Origin of the sequence: Aeromonas sp. ASNIH1 (assembly GCF_002934285.1) — a bacterium.
Classification (GTDB): Bacteria; Pseudomonadota; Gammaproteobacteria; order Enterobacterales; family Aeromonadaceae; genus Aeromonas; species Aeromonas caviae.
Window position 1 is genome coordinate 4,659,898 of sequence record NZ_CP026228.1, and the last position, 15,509, is coordinate 4,675,406.

The 15,509-nt window shown below is 61.4% G+C and carries 13 protein-coding genes; 3 read left to right on the forward strand and 10 right to left on the reverse strand.

All coding sequences use genetic code 11. The annotated features are described in order from the left end of the window. Window positions 1–2: 2 nt before the first annotated feature. The 10 genes from trbJ to C2U37_RS22465 all read right to left on the reverse strand — a co-directional run bounded on the left by trbJ (window position 3) and on the right by C2U37_RS22465 (window position 10,378). Complete coding sequence (trbJ, locus tag C2U37_RS22420; protein WP_004883101.1) at window positions 3–740, reverse strand: P-type conjugative transfer protein TrbJ; 738 nt, start codon at window positions 738–740, stop codon at window positions 3–5. Continuing rightward, a complete protein-coding gene (gene trbE / locus C2U37_RS22425; RefSeq protein WP_004883099.1) occupies window positions 737–3,187 on the reverse strand; it encodes a conjugal transfer protein TrbE in 2,451 nt (816 codons plus the stop codon). The genes trbJ and trbE overlap by 4 nt, the downstream gene beginning before the upstream one ends. A gap of 11 nt (window positions 3,188–3,198) precedes the next feature. Next, window positions 3,199–3,471 (reverse strand): VirB3 family type IV secretion system protein, encoded by a 273-nt coding sequence (locus C2U37_RS22430; RefSeq protein ID WP_004883097.1) that lies wholly within the window; start codon window positions 3,469–3,471, stop codon window positions 3,199–3,201. After that, window positions 3,468–3,851 carry a TrbC/VirB2 family protein gene (locus C2U37_RS22435; RefSeq protein WP_004883090.1) on the reverse strand — a complete coding sequence of 128 codons (384 nt, stop codon included), beginning with the start codon at window positions 3,849–3,851 and terminating at the stop codon, window positions 3,468–3,470. Before C2U37_RS22435 ends, C2U37_RS22430 begins: the two co-directional genes overlap by 4 nt. Continuing rightward, window positions 3,848–4,915, reverse strand: coding sequence for a P-type conjugative transfer ATPase TrbB (gene trbB / locus C2U37_RS22440; protein WP_004883088.1), 1,068 nt, complete (start codon window positions 4,913–4,915; stop codon window positions 3,848–3,850). The genes C2U37_RS22435 and trbB overlap by 4 nt, the downstream gene beginning before the upstream one ends. Beyond that, window positions 4,912–5,376, reverse strand: coding sequence for a ribbon-helix-helix protein, CopG family (locus C2U37_RS22445; protein ID WP_004883086.1), 465 nt, complete (start codon window positions 5,374–5,376; stop codon window positions 4,912–4,914). The genes trbB and C2U37_RS22445 overlap by 4 nt, the downstream gene beginning before the upstream one ends. Continuing rightward, window positions 5,373–7,388, reverse strand: coding sequence for a conjugal transfer protein TraG (locus C2U37_RS22450; RefSeq protein WP_004883083.1), 2,016 nt, complete (start codon window positions 7,386–7,388; stop codon window positions 5,373–5,375). Before C2U37_RS22450 ends, C2U37_RS22445 begins: the two co-directional genes overlap by 4 nt. 274 nt (window positions 7,389–7,662) lie before the next feature. Continuing rightward, window positions 7,663–7,938: an EexN family lipoprotein gene (locus tag C2U37_RS22455; RefSeq protein ID WP_004883082.1), complete on the reverse strand. Its 276-nt coding sequence runs from the start codon at window positions 7,936–7,938 to the stop codon at window positions 7,663–7,665. Further along, the gene (locus C2U37_RS22460; RefSeq protein WP_004883081.1) at window positions 7,935–8,879 is read right to left on the reverse strand and encodes a LysR family transcriptional regulator; all 945 of its coding nucleotides are present in this window, start codon (window positions 8,877–8,879) and stop codon (window positions 7,935–7,937) included. Before C2U37_RS22460 ends, C2U37_RS22455 begins: the two co-directional genes overlap by 4 nt. 74 nt (window positions 8,880–8,953) lie before the next feature. Beyond that, window positions 8,954–10,378: an efflux transporter outer membrane subunit gene (locus C2U37_RS22465; RefSeq protein ID WP_028699135.1), complete on the reverse strand. Its 1,425-nt coding sequence runs from the start codon at window positions 10,376–10,378 to the stop codon at window positions 8,954–8,956. A gap of 109 nt (window positions 10,379–10,487) precedes the next feature. Here C2U37_RS22465 and C2U37_RS22470 point away from each other — a divergent pair, with 109 nt between their 5' ends. The 3 genes from C2U37_RS22470 to C2U37_RS22480 are packed head-to-tail and all read left to right on the forward strand — an operon-like array spanning window position 10,488 to window position 15,428. Next, complete coding sequence (locus tag C2U37_RS22470; RefSeq protein ID WP_028699136.1) at window positions 10,488–11,123, forward strand: TetR/AcrR family transcriptional regulator; 636 nt, start codon at window positions 10,488–10,490, stop codon at window positions 11,121–11,123. Then, window positions 11,123–12,289, forward strand: a complete 1,167-nt coding sequence (locus C2U37_RS22475) for an efflux RND transporter periplasmic adaptor subunit (protein WP_023123862.1) — start codon at window positions 11,123–11,125, stop codon at window positions 12,287–12,289. Before C2U37_RS22470 ends, C2U37_RS22475 begins: the two co-directional genes overlap by 1 nt. A gap of 22 nt (window positions 12,290–12,311) precedes the next feature. Continuing rightward, complete coding sequence (locus C2U37_RS22480; RefSeq protein ID WP_004883075.1) at window positions 12,312–15,428, forward strand: efflux RND transporter permease subunit; 3,117 nt, start codon at window positions 12,312–12,314, stop codon at window positions 15,426–15,428. The last annotated feature ends 81 nt before the right edge of the window (window positions 15,429–15,509 follow it).

A 15,509-nucleotide genomic window follows, 5' to 3' on the forward strand; every position in this document is an offset into this window, starting at 1 on the left:
CGTCAGTTGTTGTAGAAGTTGACGGACTGCGGTGTGTACGGCGTGCCGGTGCCCAGGAAGCGCCGCCGCACTTCGCGGGCGCGCTCGGTGGCCGCTGCCTGCCGCGCCAGCTCCAGCGAGGCCGCCCTGTCTTGTGTGATCTGGAGCTGCTGGGCCTGGATGGACTGCTTGGCCTGCAAGGCGAGAAGCTGGTTCGTTGCCTGCATCGCTTGCAGCGCACCCGTGGCCGATTGGCTTTGGCTCACGAGGTCGGCCAGCGCGCTTTCGTCTTGCGTCAGGTTCTGCGACACCTGCGCCTGCATCCGCATCGCGGTGTGCAGGCCGTCGAGCGTGTTCTTCCAGCGTTCGCGTGCGTCCTGTGCCATGCGGTCGCCGCTGATGGTGGCGGCGTACTGCTCCGGGTACAGGCGCGAGAACGTGGCATCCATGCTCTGCACGTCGTAGGCCAGCCCTTGCGCCTCGGCAATCAGGCGTTCAGTCGTGGCGAGCGTCGAGCGCAGCCGGTTGACGATGTTGAAGTCGAGATTCGCCAGGTTGCGCGCCTGGTTCATCAACATCTGCGCTTCGTTCTGGAGCTGGTTGATCTGGTTGTTGATCTGCTCCAGCGTGCGGATGGCAGTCAGCGTGTTCTGCACCAAGTTGACGGGATCAACGAAAGTGAGCGCCGCCGCTGGCTGAGCGAGCATCAGCGAGCCGGCCAGCGCGGCGGCGAGCGAAACGGAAAGTACACGGGTCTTCATGGCGAAATCTCCAGGGGTTGAGTAGCGAGGAAAGAAGCCGCCGACGGCGAGGACGGCAGCAGGTCGGCGGCCCAATCGAGGCCGCGATGGCGTAGCCACGCACCGGCGAAGCCGGGAGCGCCGGCCTGCGTCAGCACTCGGTCAATGTCGCGTTGGTCTTGCGGTGTGGATGCGCCCGAGAAGGCGAGCGCGGCTGGCCCCAGGTCGAGGTCGAACAGACGATTGCCCAGGCGCGATTGGTAGTAGTAGTCGCGCTTGGGCTGCGCGGTGGCGACGATTTCGATTTGCCGACTGTTGAGGCCAAAGCCCTCGTAGACCGTGCGAATCTGCGGCTCGGTCGCCTGCGGGTTGGGCAAGAAAATCCGGCTCGCGCAGCTTTCGATGATCGCGGGCGCGATGGTCGAATCCTTGATGTCGGCAAGCGACTGCGTGGCGAAGATCACCGACACGTTTTTCTTGCGCAGAGTTTTCAACCATTGCCGGATGCGTGCCGCGAAGGACGGTTCATCAAGGAATAGCCAGGCTTCATCGAGAATCAGCAGCGTGGGAGCACCGTCGAAACGTGCATCGAAGCGGGCGAACAAGTAGCGCAGCACCGCTTGCACGGCGGCGGGGCTGTGCATTAGCTCTTCCATCTCAAAGCCCTGCACGTCGCCGCTGCCGAGCCGGTCGCGGTCGGCATCCAGTAGCTTGCCGTGCGCGCCGCCCAGCACATACGGCGACAATGCCTGCCGCAGCGCGTTCGATTGCAGCAGCACCGAAAGCCCGGTCATCGTGCGCTGCTCCACCGGCGCACCAGCGAGGCTGCCGAGCGCCGACCAAATGGCGGCTTTCTCGTCGGGGCCGACGGTCACGCCTTCATGCAGCAGGCGGCCTTCGATCCACTCGGCGGCCCAGGTGCGATAGCCTTCGCTGTCGATACGGGCCAAGGGCTGAAAGGCAATGGCGCCGTCCGCGCCGAGGTCGTAGTGTTCGCCGCCCAGGCCCAGCACCGTCGCCCGCATGGATCGCCCCATGTCGAAGGCGAAGATGCGCGAGCCGCCATAGCGGCGGAACTGCAAGGCGAGCATCGCCAGCAGGACAGATTTTCCCATGCCCGTCGGCCCCGCGACCAGCGTATGCCCCACGTCGCCGATGTGCGTCACCAGCCGGAACGGCGTCGCGCCATCCGTGCGCGTGACGATCAGCGGCGGGCCGTCGAGATGGGCGTTTTTCTCCGGCCCAGCCCACACGGCGGACACCGGCATCATGTGCGCCAGATTCAGCGTCGAGACGATGGGCTGGCGCACGTTGGCATAGGCATTGCCTGGTATGGACGACAGCCACGCATCGACTGCATTTAAGGTTTCGGGGATGGTGACGAAGCCACGTCCTTGGATGACACGTTCCACCATGCGCAGCTTTTCGTCGGCTACGGCAGGGTCGTCATCGAACACCGTCACCGTGGCGGTGAGGTAGCCGAAGGCGACTTGATCGCTGCCAAGCTCTTGCAAGGCGGCATCCGCGTCGGCCGCCTTGTTGCTGGCATCCGTGTCCACCAGCGGCGATTCCTGCTGGAAGATGGTTTCGCGCAGTAGCGCAATGACATTCTTCCGTTTCGCAAACCACTGGCGACGCAGGCGGCCCAGCTCCTTTTCCGCCTCGGCTTTATCGAGGCAGAGAAACCGGGTACTCCAGCGATAGGCAAAGCCCAGGCGATTGAGGTCGTCCAGCAGGCCCGGCCAGGTCGAGGTCGGAAAGCCCCGCACCGACACCACGCGCAGATGCTGGTCACCCAGCATGGGCGCAAGGCCGCCGACTAGGGCGGAATCGGCCAGCAGTGCGTCGAGGTGGAAAGGCACCTCGGGCACGGCCAGCCGGTAGCGCCGCGTGGACACCGTGGCGTGAAGATAAGTCAGCGTCGCGGCATCGTCCAACCAGACGATTTCTGGCATCACGCCATCGAGCAGGTCGAAAACCCGATCCGTTTCTGCCAGGAAGGCGTCAAGCCGACCGCGCCAGTCCACACCATCGCCCGGCGCGTGCTCGTAGAGCAGCTTGGCTGCACGAGCGCGGGATTCCTCCGGCGGCAGATAGGCTAGCGTCAGGTGATAGCTGCTTTCGTAGTGGTTCCCCGATTCCTCAAAGGCAGCGCGGCGTTCTTCGTCCACCAGCCAGGACAGCGGTTCGGGAAAGTCGGAATGCGGATAGTCCGCGGCCGACTGGCGCTCGGCTTCCACGAACAGCGCCCAGCCCGAACCCAGCCGGCGCAACGCGTTGTTTAGCCGTGCCGTCGTGGCGATCAATTCGCCCTGCGTGGCGCTGTCCAGATCAGGCCCGCGAAAGCGCGCCGTGCGCTGAAACGAGCCATCCTTGTTCAGCACCACGCCCGGCGCGATCAGCCCAGCCCAGGGAAGCCAGTCGGCCAGCAAGGCGGGCCGCTGGCGGTATTCGGCAAGGTTAAGCATGGCGGCGTCTCCTACACGTCCAGCAGCGGCTTGTGCTTGATGTGCCGGGCGAAGACCTGCATGAACTGCGGATCGACCCTCGCGCCCCACACGGCCAGCGAGTGACCGACGATCCAGAGCACTACGCCAGGAATCCAGAGTTGCAGGCCCAGCCCGACGGCAGCGGCTAGCGTGCCGTTGGCAATCGCCACCGTGCGCGGTGCGCCGCCCATCAAGAGCGGCTCGGTCAGCGAGCGATGTAGCGGCACCTCGAAGCCGGCCGCGAAGCTATCCGGGCCACTCATACGACAGCCCCGCCGGAGAAGCTGAAGAACGACAGGAAGAACGAGGACGCGGCGAACGCGATGCTCAAACCGAACACGATCTGGATCAGCTTGCGAAAGCCGCCCGACGTGTCGCCGAAGGCGAGCGCGAGGCCCGTGGCGATGATGATGATGACCGCGACGATGCGTGCCACCGGCCCCTGAATCGACTCCAGAATGGATTGCAGCGGGCCTTCCCATGGCATCGAGGAGCCGGATGCCTTCGCCGTGCCCGCCGTCATCAGCATGACTGCGGCCAGCAGCAGGCCGTGGTGCGCGGGGCCGGCCAGCCGCCGCAGGCGTGCGATGGTTGAAACCGGATTTACGGAATTACGGAAAGCGTGAACGTGCATCTGCGTCATGGCAGTTCTCCAGGTAGGTCAAGGGACGAGGAAGGCGCAGCGGCATCGGCTGCGAGAGGAACCGGCATCAGCTCGGGAAACGGTGTTTCCAGCGCGTCCGCCAGGCGATAGCCGGTGCCGTCGAAACCGACGACACGGGCGATGCTTTCGACGCGGCGCTTGCGGCCACGCCCGGCGATGTGGATCACGACGTTGACCGCCTCGGCGATCAGCGCACGCGGTGGGTTCACCGCCACTTCAAGAATCAACTGTTCGAGGCGCAGCAGCGCGCCCAGCGCGGAACCGGCGTGGATGGTGGCGATGCCGCCGGGGTGGCCGGTGCCCCACACCTTAACCAAGTCCAGGGCTTCGCCGCCGCGTACCTCGCCGACGATCACGCGGTCGGGGCGCAGGCGCATCGTGGCCCGCACCAGCTCGGTCATAGACACGACGCCAGCGCGGGTGCGCAGCGGCACATGGTCGCGGGCTGCGCATTGCAGCTCGATGGTGTCTTCGAGCACAAGCACGCGGTCGCCCGTGGCGGCGATCTCCGCAAGCAAGGCATTGGCGAGTGTGGTTTTGCCGCTGCTCGTCGCCCCGGCGATCAGGATGTTCTGGCGCTCACGCACGGCGCGGCGCAGGAACTCGGCCTGGCCTGTGGTCAAGATGCCGTCGGCCACATAGCGATCCAGCCCGATGATGCTCACGGCGCGCTTGCGCAGCGCGAAGGCTGGGCCGGGCGCTGCGGGCGGCAAGATGCCCTCGAACCGCTCGCCGGTTTCGGGCAGCTCGGCGGTCAGCAGCGGCCGCCCGCGATGCACCTCTGCGCCGACGTGCGCAGCCACCAGCCGGATGATGCGTTCGCCATCGTCTTGGGACAGCTCCACGCCCAGCGGCATGCGGCCCGATGACAACCGATCCACCCATAGGGTGCGGTCGGGGTTGAGCATGATTTCCACCACGTCGGGGTCGGCCAGCGCAGCGGCGATGACTGGCCCCATTGCCGTGCGCAGCATCTGGATACGGCGATCCAGAGAGGTTGCGGCGGATGAGAGTTCGGGCGGGGTTTGCGGAATGGCGCTCATGAGGCACGCTCCTGCGCTTCAGCCAGTGCCTCCGCGTCATCCATTCGCGCCGGGTCTGGGTGCAGTTCTTCCACAACGTCGCGCACCAGGCTGCGGCCACGCAGCAGGTGGCGGCCGAGCCGCTCCACGAATTGCTCGAAACGCGCTTTGCCTTGGGCGCGAGCTGCGTCCTGATGGGCTTCGGGAATCGGGGTGCTGACGGTCAGGAAGTAGCGGATGAACAGCGCCAGTGTTTCGATCTGGATGTTCTGGTCGCGCTCCATGCGCTCGGCCTGCCGCGACAGGCGATCGAGCCGCTTGGCGATGGCCGCCTCGCGCTGGTCGCCAGCATCGGGCGATAGCCACGACGCGAGCGCCGCCGCGACAATGGACGACTTGGACACGCCTTTCTTGGCGGCCAGTTCTTCGAGACGCTTGGCGTGCTCGGGCTGAATGAACAGATTGAGGCGGTATTGGCTCATAAGTCGATTCCGTCGTTGGGGTCGAGGGAAGCCAGCCGGGCCGTGCGCTGCATGGCCGGGTCGAGCTGGCCGGGAAGCGGCAGCGGCAGGTCGTCGTCGTCATCGAGCAGAGTCAGGTCATGGCCGGCGAGCAGCGGTTCGGGGCTGTATTCGCTGACTTCGGATAGCTCCGGCTGTCGGCGTGGGCCGCCGTCATCGGCGGTGCCTGTGCCATCGCCGGACAGGCCCGCAGCCCGGACCGTTGACACGGCTGGGATCGATAGGCCGCTCCAGTCGTCGGGCCGGGCCGGTGGCGCGTCCGCGTATTGCCCGGCCGCGAGCACAGGCGGCGGTAAAACGCGGTTCTTGAAATTCGCGTCGGCGTAGTAGCGCAGCTTCTTGGCCTTGATCGGTGCCACGCTGGACACCATCACCACAGCTTCCTCAGTCGGAAGCTGCATCACTTCACCGGGCGTCAGTAGCGGGCGGGCCGTCTCCTGCCGCGACACCATGAGGTGCCCCAGCCACGGTGCCAATCTGTGCCCGGCATAGTTGCGCTGCGCGCGCAGTTCGGTAGCGGTGCCAAGCGTTTCGGAGATCCGTTTCGCAGTGCGTTCATCGTTGGTGGCGAACGTCACGCGGACATGGCAGTTATCCAGAATCGAATGGTTCTGGCCGTAGGCTTTGTCGATCTGGTTGAGCGATTGGGCGATAAGAAAACTGCGGATTCCGTAGCCCGCCATGAAGGCAAGCGCCGTCTCGAAGAAGTCCAGGCGGCCCAGCGCCGGGAACTCATCGAGCATCAGCAGCAGCTTGTGGCGGCGTTCGATGCCGTCGCTGCCGTCGAGCGATTCGGTGAGCCGTCGGCCGATCTGGTTGAGGATCAGGCGAATGAGCGGTTTCGTCCGCGAAATATCCGAAGGTGGCACTACCAGATAAAGCGACACCGGATGCTCGGACGCGATCAGGTCGGCGATACGCCAGTCGCAGCGCGAGGTGACTTCGGCCACCGTGGGGTCGCGGTAGAGGCCCAGGAACGACATGGCGGTGCTCAACACGCCGGAACGCTCGTTGTCCGACTTGTTGAGCACTTCGCGCGCCGCCGAAGCGACGACTGGATGCGGGCCACCACCTTCCACGTTCACGAGGTGCTGTGTGGTCATCATCCGGTGCAAGGTCAGCTCGAAGGGGCTGGCCGGATCGGAGAGGAAATTGGCGACGCCGCGCAGCGTCTTGTCCTCGCCCGCGTAGAGCACATGCAGGATGGCCCCGACCAGCAGCGCGTGCGAAGTCTTCTCCCAATGGTTGCGCTTCTCAAGCGCGCCTTCTGGATCGACCAGAATGTCGGCTATGTTCTGTACGTCACGCACTTCATGTGCGCCGCGCCGAACTTCTAGCAGCGGGTTGTAGGCCGCCGACTTCGCATCGGTCGGATTGAACAGCAGGCAGTGTGAGTAGCGTGAGCGCCAACCTGCGGTGATCTGCCAATTCTCGCCCTTGATGTCGTGGACTACGGCGGATGCAGGCCAAGAAAGCAGCGTCGGCACCACAAGGCCGACGCCTTTGCCTGAGCGCGTGGGCGCGAAAGTGAGGATGTGTTCCGGGCCTTCATGCCGAAGGTACTTGCCATCGTGCTGACCGAGGAACACGCCGATCGGCTGCGTAAGGCCGGCTTTGCGAATGTCCTCCGTACTTGCCCAGCGTGCCGAGCCATAGGTCGTGACTAGGCGTGATTGACGAGAGCGCCAGATCGACATGCAGACTGCGACCACCACCGCCAGCAAGCCACTGCCACCCGCTATGGCACCGCCCGTGTCGAAAACGCGTGGCGCGTAGGCATCGAAGAAGAACCACCACTCAAACAGCTTCCACGGGAGGTAGATCGGTGTGCCGAGGAAATCAAACCAGGGGGAGCCAAGGCGTACCTGATAGCCAAGGGCTGCTGCCGTCCATTGTGTGGCGCCCCACACACCCGCGATCACGATGCCGAATACCACGGCTATCTGACCGAACAGCACATTCGTACCTTGCATAGCCCCGCCTCCAATCTCTCCTACGCTGATTCCCTTGGGAAACGCGGCTTAGAAATGTGCCGCAGGCGTCAGGATCGGTGCTGGCTTAGTGCCGGTCAAAGACCGTTTGGGGCAGAAAGGTCGATAAGAAAGAATGAATTCGCGCTGTGTCTAGCCAGGGAGTGACTCCGTAAGCGCCGGCGAATATCAGCGTGCCGAACAGAAGATTCAGGCAGACTAGCGAATTGCTGAATTGCTGAATTGCTGAATTGCTGAATTGCTGAATTGCTGAATTTCAGAATTTGGGGGATTCTTTGGGCGGTGTGTATGGCGTTTTTCCGTCACCGTAGAACCGCTTACGTGTTGCCTCCGCTACCCGGTTGCAAAGCAGTTCGCCCAAAGTAGGCCGATCCGTCTTGCATTGCTGGCGCAACTTCTTGAGCTGTTCCGGGTCTGCCACCAGCTCTTCTACTGTCGGGGTTTTCTTTTCTGCACTAGTGGCTTTGTGCGGTTTATCAGATTGACCGCATGCGACTAGCATTGCAGCGACGAGCGTGATGGCGAGTCTCATGGCATCAATTCCTCCGGAAGATCGGGATTTCGGCTTTTTGTTGACCTGAGAAACTCTGGCAATTCGATGGCCTGTACTCGCTGAATGAAGCGCGCAAGCTCGTCAAACGGATCGCCTTCAAGTCTGAGTAGATAGGTCGTCAAAGGTGGTACGCGTGTCGAAAGCGGCCTCGCCACGACTCCTGGCTCTCGGGAGGCTGCAATGTGTGCAGCCCCTGTAAGTCCGAGTGCAAAACCGGCAGATACCAACGCCATCATCAGGTCGAAAGTGGTAACCCGCTCGGCAACTAGAGGCTGCATTTCAGCCCGGCTAAGTACTCGCTCAATGTGCTTGGCGTGGCCCTCGCACACTTGAGGATCAGATAGCACTAGCGGGTAGCGCAGCAGTTCATCCAATGGAATTCGCTTAAGAGCCAGCAACGGATGCCGAGCTGGCAGCGCCACCATAAGCGTGTCAGTCCACGCGGGAAGTGCGACGATTCCATCACCTACGTCGTCGGACTGTGCAAAGCCGACGTCATACAGGTCGTCGTGCAATCCTTTGATTTGTTGGGATAGTGGCACCTCAAAAAAGCGAATCTCAACCTCGGGCTCCTCCTCGCGACACAACGCCAATAGGGCTGGTAAGCACAGTAGTGTTGCGCCGTCTGACAAGGCGACGCGGAGTTGTCCATGAAAGCCATTTTTTGCTGCCTTCACGCAGTCCCGCGCCTGTTGCAAGGATGCGAACACCCGAGGTGCGTGCTCCATGAGCATCAACCCAGCTCGTGTCAAACGCGTGCTTCTCGTGTTCCGAATAAAGAGCTGTGCTCCTAACTCCTCTTCGAGTTCTTTGATCGTGCGAGACAGTGGGGACTGCTCAATATGCAGTTTCGCAGCGGCGCGAGCGAAGTGAAGTTCCTCGGCGAGCGCCATAAAACAACGTAGATGTCGAATTTCCATGCGTCCCCTACTAATCGTCGATCTATTCAGTATTTAAAACTCGCTGCCATGCTGCGTTCTTCCAACTCAAGGACTCAGGGTGAAGATTGCAGATTCACATGCTCTGGCGAACCAGAAAGCGCTTTAGCGAGAACACCCCATTGCACGGCTGCGTCGGCGCGAGCACGGACCAGAGCCGCTCGCTGGGACAAGGTGCCACGCTCCGCTTCTGCAACAACGGTCGCATCCACCTGTCCCGCCTCAAAGAGGCGTCGACTGCGGTCAAGGAGTCGATCAGCGACGACAAGACCATCGACCTGATGCTGCAGAGAAGTCCGCTGGGTCTGCCAGCCCAGATAAGCGTTCTCCACATCCTGAAGCGCAAGCAAAACCGTGCGTTCCAGGTCAGCCTGTGCGCCGCGACTGCGTGCTGAGCCCTCGTCGATTCCCGCTTGTATTGCTCCACCGTCAAAGATCGGAAGCGTCACACCCAAGCCCAGAGAGAAAATGTTCCCTGCCACACGTGTTCCGTTGTTCTCGAAGCGTTGGCGCCCACCACTCAAATCGAGCACAAGTTTGGGGAACCGCTCGCCTTCTGCTGCGTTCCATCGCGCCGTCGCCGCTGCAAGACGCGCCTGCGCGGCTCTGACGTCGGGGCGCTGCTGCAGCAATTCGCCTGGCACGCTTCTGGGAGTCCAATCGGGCATGGTGAGAGAGGCAAGCGCAGGACCGCTGCCAAGCGCCCCCGGAATCCGGCCAACGAGCACATCCAAGGCATGCGTTGCTTCGCCGCGTACGCGTCGCAACTGCTCTTGCTCCACCCGGAGGGCGATGACCTCGGAACGCGTGCGTTCAATGTCAAAGCCCGTAGCTTGACCTGCCTTGAACTTCTGCTCTGTCAGACGCTCAAGGCGCTCGGCGACTTGAAGTCGCTCTTTTGCCAGATCTTCCAGCTCTGCCGCCTGCCGCTGCTGCAGTGCAGCGGACACTGTCTCAAAGGCGATCTGCCAACGTGTCGCGAACCAGTTCTGTTCGACAGCAACTGCGTCCATCCGTGCGCCATCAGCGGCATGCGAGAGGCGGCCCGCTAGATCAACTTCCCATGAAGCCGACAGCGGAAGCCTGGCATCGCTGCTGATGGTCGGTGCCAAAGAAAAGTCGCGCGCGCGCGTTGCTTGGGGCGTGAGCGCCAAGCTAGGGAACATTGAAGCGCGTGTACGTCGGGTGATCGCCACAGCTTCATCAATCCGCGCTCTTGCAATAGCGAGATCGGTGTTGTGCTCCAGCGCGTTGCGCACCAGCGCGTCAATCAGCGGATCACCGTACGCCGTCCACCACTCGGCCGGGAGTGCTTGTGCTGGCACCTGCTGCACAGCCAGACCCGCTTCGTTCATGAATTTGGCCGGAACCTCAACGCGTGATGTCTCCACCCTGTGAGGCGAGTGGCTGCACGCGGCGAGAAGCGTGATCGATAGGAATGCAACAGCAGTAAGGCCGCGGCGGGCGTAGGGATCGGACATGTTGAGCCACTAGGTTGTGAATTGAGGAGGCCGTCTTGACGGGCATAGTTCATGGCGTGTACTATACCGTCCAGACGGTTCAAAAATCAAGCATCTTTGGAGTTTCACCATGGCAACTCGTATGAAATCAAGCCCAGAGGAGTCGCATTCGGCGGACAACGGCGCTGAAGCCCCCTCCATCTCTAAGAAAGCGCAACAAACACGGGAGCGCATCCTTCAAGCTGCGCGTGACGTAGTCATGGAGGGAGGTGCCGGGCACCTAACGCTTGACGCGGTCGTTGCACGGGCAGGAATGAGCAAAGGTGCGTTCCTGTACCACTTCGAGACCAAGCGCGATCTGCTCCTCACGATGATTGATGACCAGGTCTCGGCGTTTGATGGCGGGCAGGAAGAGCGAGAGCTGCCATTCGTCGGCGATCCAGACCCTTGGCTATCCAGCCAGGTCTCGGCTATGCCTGACGGCGGGATGCAAAAGATGAGCGCTGCATTGCTGGCGGCCGTGGCTGAAGACCCCACGCTGCTTGAGCCTGTGCGCGGCTGGTACCGCAGGCAGTACGAGAACGCGAGCAAATCTCCACGCGGCACCGATATCGCCGGAATCGTTCTATTTGCCTTGGACGGAGTCTTCCTCGCCGAAATGATGGGTTTTCCGACGTTTGCTGCCGAAGACCTTTCTCGACTCATGCACACCCTCCAGGCGCTCGCCCGCGGCGAACTGGAACTCACCCCTATTGATAAACGCTGATGAAAGGCCTTCCCGTGTCTTGCACTCCCTTTAAATCCCAGTCCTGGCAAATGCAGAAAGTCGGCCTCGCGTTTGTTCTGCTCGCATCGCTTGCCGGCTGTGGTAGTCAGAAGGAGCCTGCTTCCGATCCACCGCGAGCGGTCAAGCTGCTCACGGTGGGGGATGTAGGTTCTGTGGCCAATCGCATTGAATTGAGTGGTCTAGCTCGCTCCAGTGAGCGGAGTACCTTGGGGTTCGAGACTGGCGGGCGTATCAGCAAGCTTCATGTGGACGTGGGAGATCGCTTCTCTCGCGGACAGCTTCTGGCTGAGTTGGATGTTCAGCCCGAGCAACTCCGCCTAGAACAGGCTCGGGCGACACTCGCTGCTGCGGAAGCCGCATTGGCAGACAGAATCGTGCAGACAACGCAGCAAAGGGGGCTGCTTGAGGGCAACGTAATCTCCCCGGCTGCATTCGAGAGTGTGAAAGCACAGTTGGTTGCAGCTGAAGGCCAGGTGCGCAATGCAAAGGCCGCATTCGGCCTTGCCGAGCGTGCGCGAAGGGGGGCCGCCATTCATGCGCCATTCGACGGCGTCGTCGCGGAGAAACTCGCTCTGCCGTTCACAGATATTGCAGCCGGAGCGCCGGTGCTTCAAGTGGATGGACTACGCAGCGGCGTAGAAGTCCTTGCGACTGCATCGACGACCCAGGCGGCAAATATCAAAATTGGGCAGGTCGCCGAACTGCGCCTGAGCGAGTCAGCAAGTCCCGTTCGTGCTTCGGTACAACGCATCGGCTTGCGTGCTGAAAATGGCTCACTTTTACCTGTCGTGCTCGTTCCTCAAGATGCTACTCTTGCGCGCAGTCTTCGACCCGGGTCTGCCGTTCAAGTATTGCTGAAGGCACCGGAAGCGAAGGATGCCTCACCAGATCGTCTGATGCTTCCCTATTCGGCACTGGTGCTCAGTGAGAAAGCAGGACAAGCCGCAGTGTTTGTATATGACGTGACCGGAAAGAAGGTGCACCGCCGGGAAGTGCAATTCCAGAGCGAGCCAGGCGGCGACAACGTTCGCGTTGTGGGCGGCCTGAAGCGCGGCGAGATGGTAGTCGCGGCTGGCGCGAGTTGGCTGACGAACGAGCAACAAGTCACCCCACTCAAGGCCACGACCCAATTGGCCGGACGCTGACCCGCTACAGGAAGACTTCGCTATGAAGATCACAGAAATGGCGCTGCGCGCCAGCAGACTCACCTACCTTGCCGCGGTCATCATTCTTGTTGCCGGCATTGCCACGTTTCTCAATTTCCCTTCGCAGGAAGAGCCATCGGTCACGATTCGAGATGCGGTTGTTGCCGTTCTGAACCCTGGCATGCCAGCCGAACGTGTTGAGCAGTTGATCGCGCGTCCGATCGAGGAGCGTTTGCGGGAGCTGGCCGAGGTCAAGCGTGTAACCACAACCGTTCGCGCGGGCGGGGCCGTCATACAGGTCACGATCTGGGAGCGGTACACCGACCTAGCCCCCATATGGCAGCGCGTTCGCGCGAAGGTTGCCGATGCTCAGCCTCTGCTTCCACAGGGTACGTTGGGGCCATTTGTCAACGACGACTTCGGCCGTGTTGCCGTGGCCTCCATTGCGGTGACCGCGCCGGGCTACTCCATGGGCGAAATGCGTGTGTCGTTGAAAGAGATGCGCGATCGCCTATACGCGCTTCCCGGCGTTGATCGCATCAGCTTCTACGGCTTGCAGGAAGAGCGCGTCTATCTCGAATTTGATCGACCAAAACTAGCCCAGCTTGGATTGACCCCACAAGGGGTGATCGATCAACTCGTTAAACAAAACGTCGTGCTTTCAGGCGGGCAAATCGCCATCGGTGGCATCAACGCTTCGCTGGCTGTTAGTGGAGAGGTTCGCGACGCCGCCTCGCTGCGCGCGTTGCCGATCATGATGGCGCAAGCTCAGGGTGCGCGCGGTGCTTCGCCTGCTCCTTCAATCTCACTGGGAGAGCTTGCGCGCGTGCAGGTACAACCTGCAGATCCTCCCGAGTCTGCTGCAGTCTATAAGGGCCAGCCTGCCGTAGTGATGGCAGTGTCCATGACCTCGGGCCAGAACGTGGAGCAATTCGGCGTAGCCCTCAAATCCCGTGTGGCCGAGCTTGAGAAACTTCTGCCCGCAGGTTTCGAGCTCTCCTATGTGACATTCCAGGCAGACGTCGTCAAACGTGAAATGGGCAAGATGAACCAGGTGATGATCGAAACGATTGTCATCGTGCTCGGCGTCGTCGTCCTTTTCCTGGGATGGCGCACAGGATTCATCGTCGGGATGATCGTGCCGCTTACCATTCTGGGGGCACTGATCGTGATGCGCGCGCTGAACATCGAGCTGCAAAGTGTTTCGATGGCAGCCATCATCATCGCTTTGGGGCTCTTGGTAGACAACGGCATCGTGATTGCCGAAGACATTGAACGGCGCTTGGCAGCCGGTGAAGACCGCAAACAGGCTTGTCTCGAAGCGGGTCGTACCCTCGCACTGCCGCTGCTGACGTCCTCATTGGTTATCGTCATCGCCTTCTCCCCGTTCTTCTTCGGCCAGAGTGCGACGAGTGAGTATCTGCGCTCTCTCGTCATTGTCCTCGCGCTCACGTTACTCGGATCTTGGCTGTTGTGTCTGACCGTCACTCCACTGCTGTGCTACCACTTCACCAAAGTGCATCATCAACCGGCGAATGACGCGCAAACCTACAACACACGCTTCTATCGCGGCTATCGCAAGTTGCTTGAGTGGGTGCTTGACCACAAGGCGATCTACGTTGGTGTGATGACGGGTGCATTGGCCGTAGCTCTGTACGGATTCACGACACTGCCATACGACTTCTTGCCGAAGTCCGACCGAGTTCAATTCCAAATACCGGTGCAGCTCGCCCCTGGAACGGATTCACGGCTCACTCTTGCCAAAGTGAAGGAAGTGAGCGGCTGGCTCGGTGATCAAGAAATCAACCCCGAAATCACGGATCACATTGGCTACGTCGCTGACGGTGGGCCGCGCTTCATCCTTGGGCTCAATCCCCCATTGCCAGCATCGAACATCGCGTACTTTGTCGTGACGGTCAAGGCAGGCACCAACATTGACGTCGTGATTGCCCGAACTCGGGCTTACTTCGCGCAGCATCATGGAGATGTACGCGCAGAGCCTCAGCGGTTCTCGCTAGGCACTACCGAAGCCGGCACAGCCGTCTACCGGGTCAGTGGGCCGGATCATGAGGTGCTGATGAATGCGGCGGCGAAAATTGAGTCCGCGCTACGGGAGCTGCCAGGTACGGCCAACATCAAGAACAACTGGGATACCCGTGTCGGCCGTCTCGATGTTCGGGTCGATCAAGATCGTGCGCGACGTGCTGGCGTCACCACCGACGACATAGCTGCCTGGCTTGGCACCCGCTACATCGGCCAGTCGATCTCTGTGATCCGAGATGGCGATACCAGCGTGCCAATCGTGATGCGCGGGACGTCCAATGATCGGCGCAGCACTGCGGACGTTGGTTCGACGACCATCTATCCAGCGTCGGGTGGCCAGCCGGTTTCCCTGGCGCAAGTGGCCGATGTCACGCTCGCTAGCGAGCCGTCTGTGATCCAGCGCCGCAATCTCATTCGTACAGTCACAGTTCAGGGGCAGAACACCGCATACACCGCGCAAGAGATCGTGGATCACCTCGCACCTCGGATCGCCGCAATTGAACTACCTGCAGGCTATGCCATAGAGCTTGGTGGAGAAATTGAGGAATCGGCTGAATCGAATGCATCGCTCACGCACTACATGCCGTTCGCTCTTCTGGCGATGTTGCTGCTATTCATCTGGCAGTTCAACTCCTTCCGCAAGCTGATCGTGATTCTCGCAACGATTCCCTTCACGTTGATTGGGGTCGTGATTGCACTGAAGGCAACAGGCACTCCTTTCAGCTTCATGGCGACATTCGGGGTGCTTGCGCTGTTCGGAATCATCGTCAACAACGCCGTTCTTCTGCTCGAACAAATTGAACACGGCCTCTCGGAAGGTCTCGCCCGACATGAAGCCCTGGTGGGAGCTGCGATGCAGCGGCTGCGTCCAATCGTGATGACCAAGGTGACCTGTATCGCGGGTCTCGTGCCCCTGATGTTGTTTGCGGGGCCGCTGTGGAAGGGCATGGCCATCGGCATGATCGGTGGTCTCGCACTTGGCACGCTCGTGACGCTTGGCCTGATTCCGTTGCTCTACGAGGTGCTGTTCGGAATGAAGTGGCCGGGCAGCAAACGGAGTCACGAGGCGGTACAACAACCAGTGCAACCGGTCTGATCCCTCAGCGTAACTGTCCACACGCTTCCCCCGATCTCTCTCGTGGCCGGAGAGATCGGGGAGACAGATTCTCGCCATCAG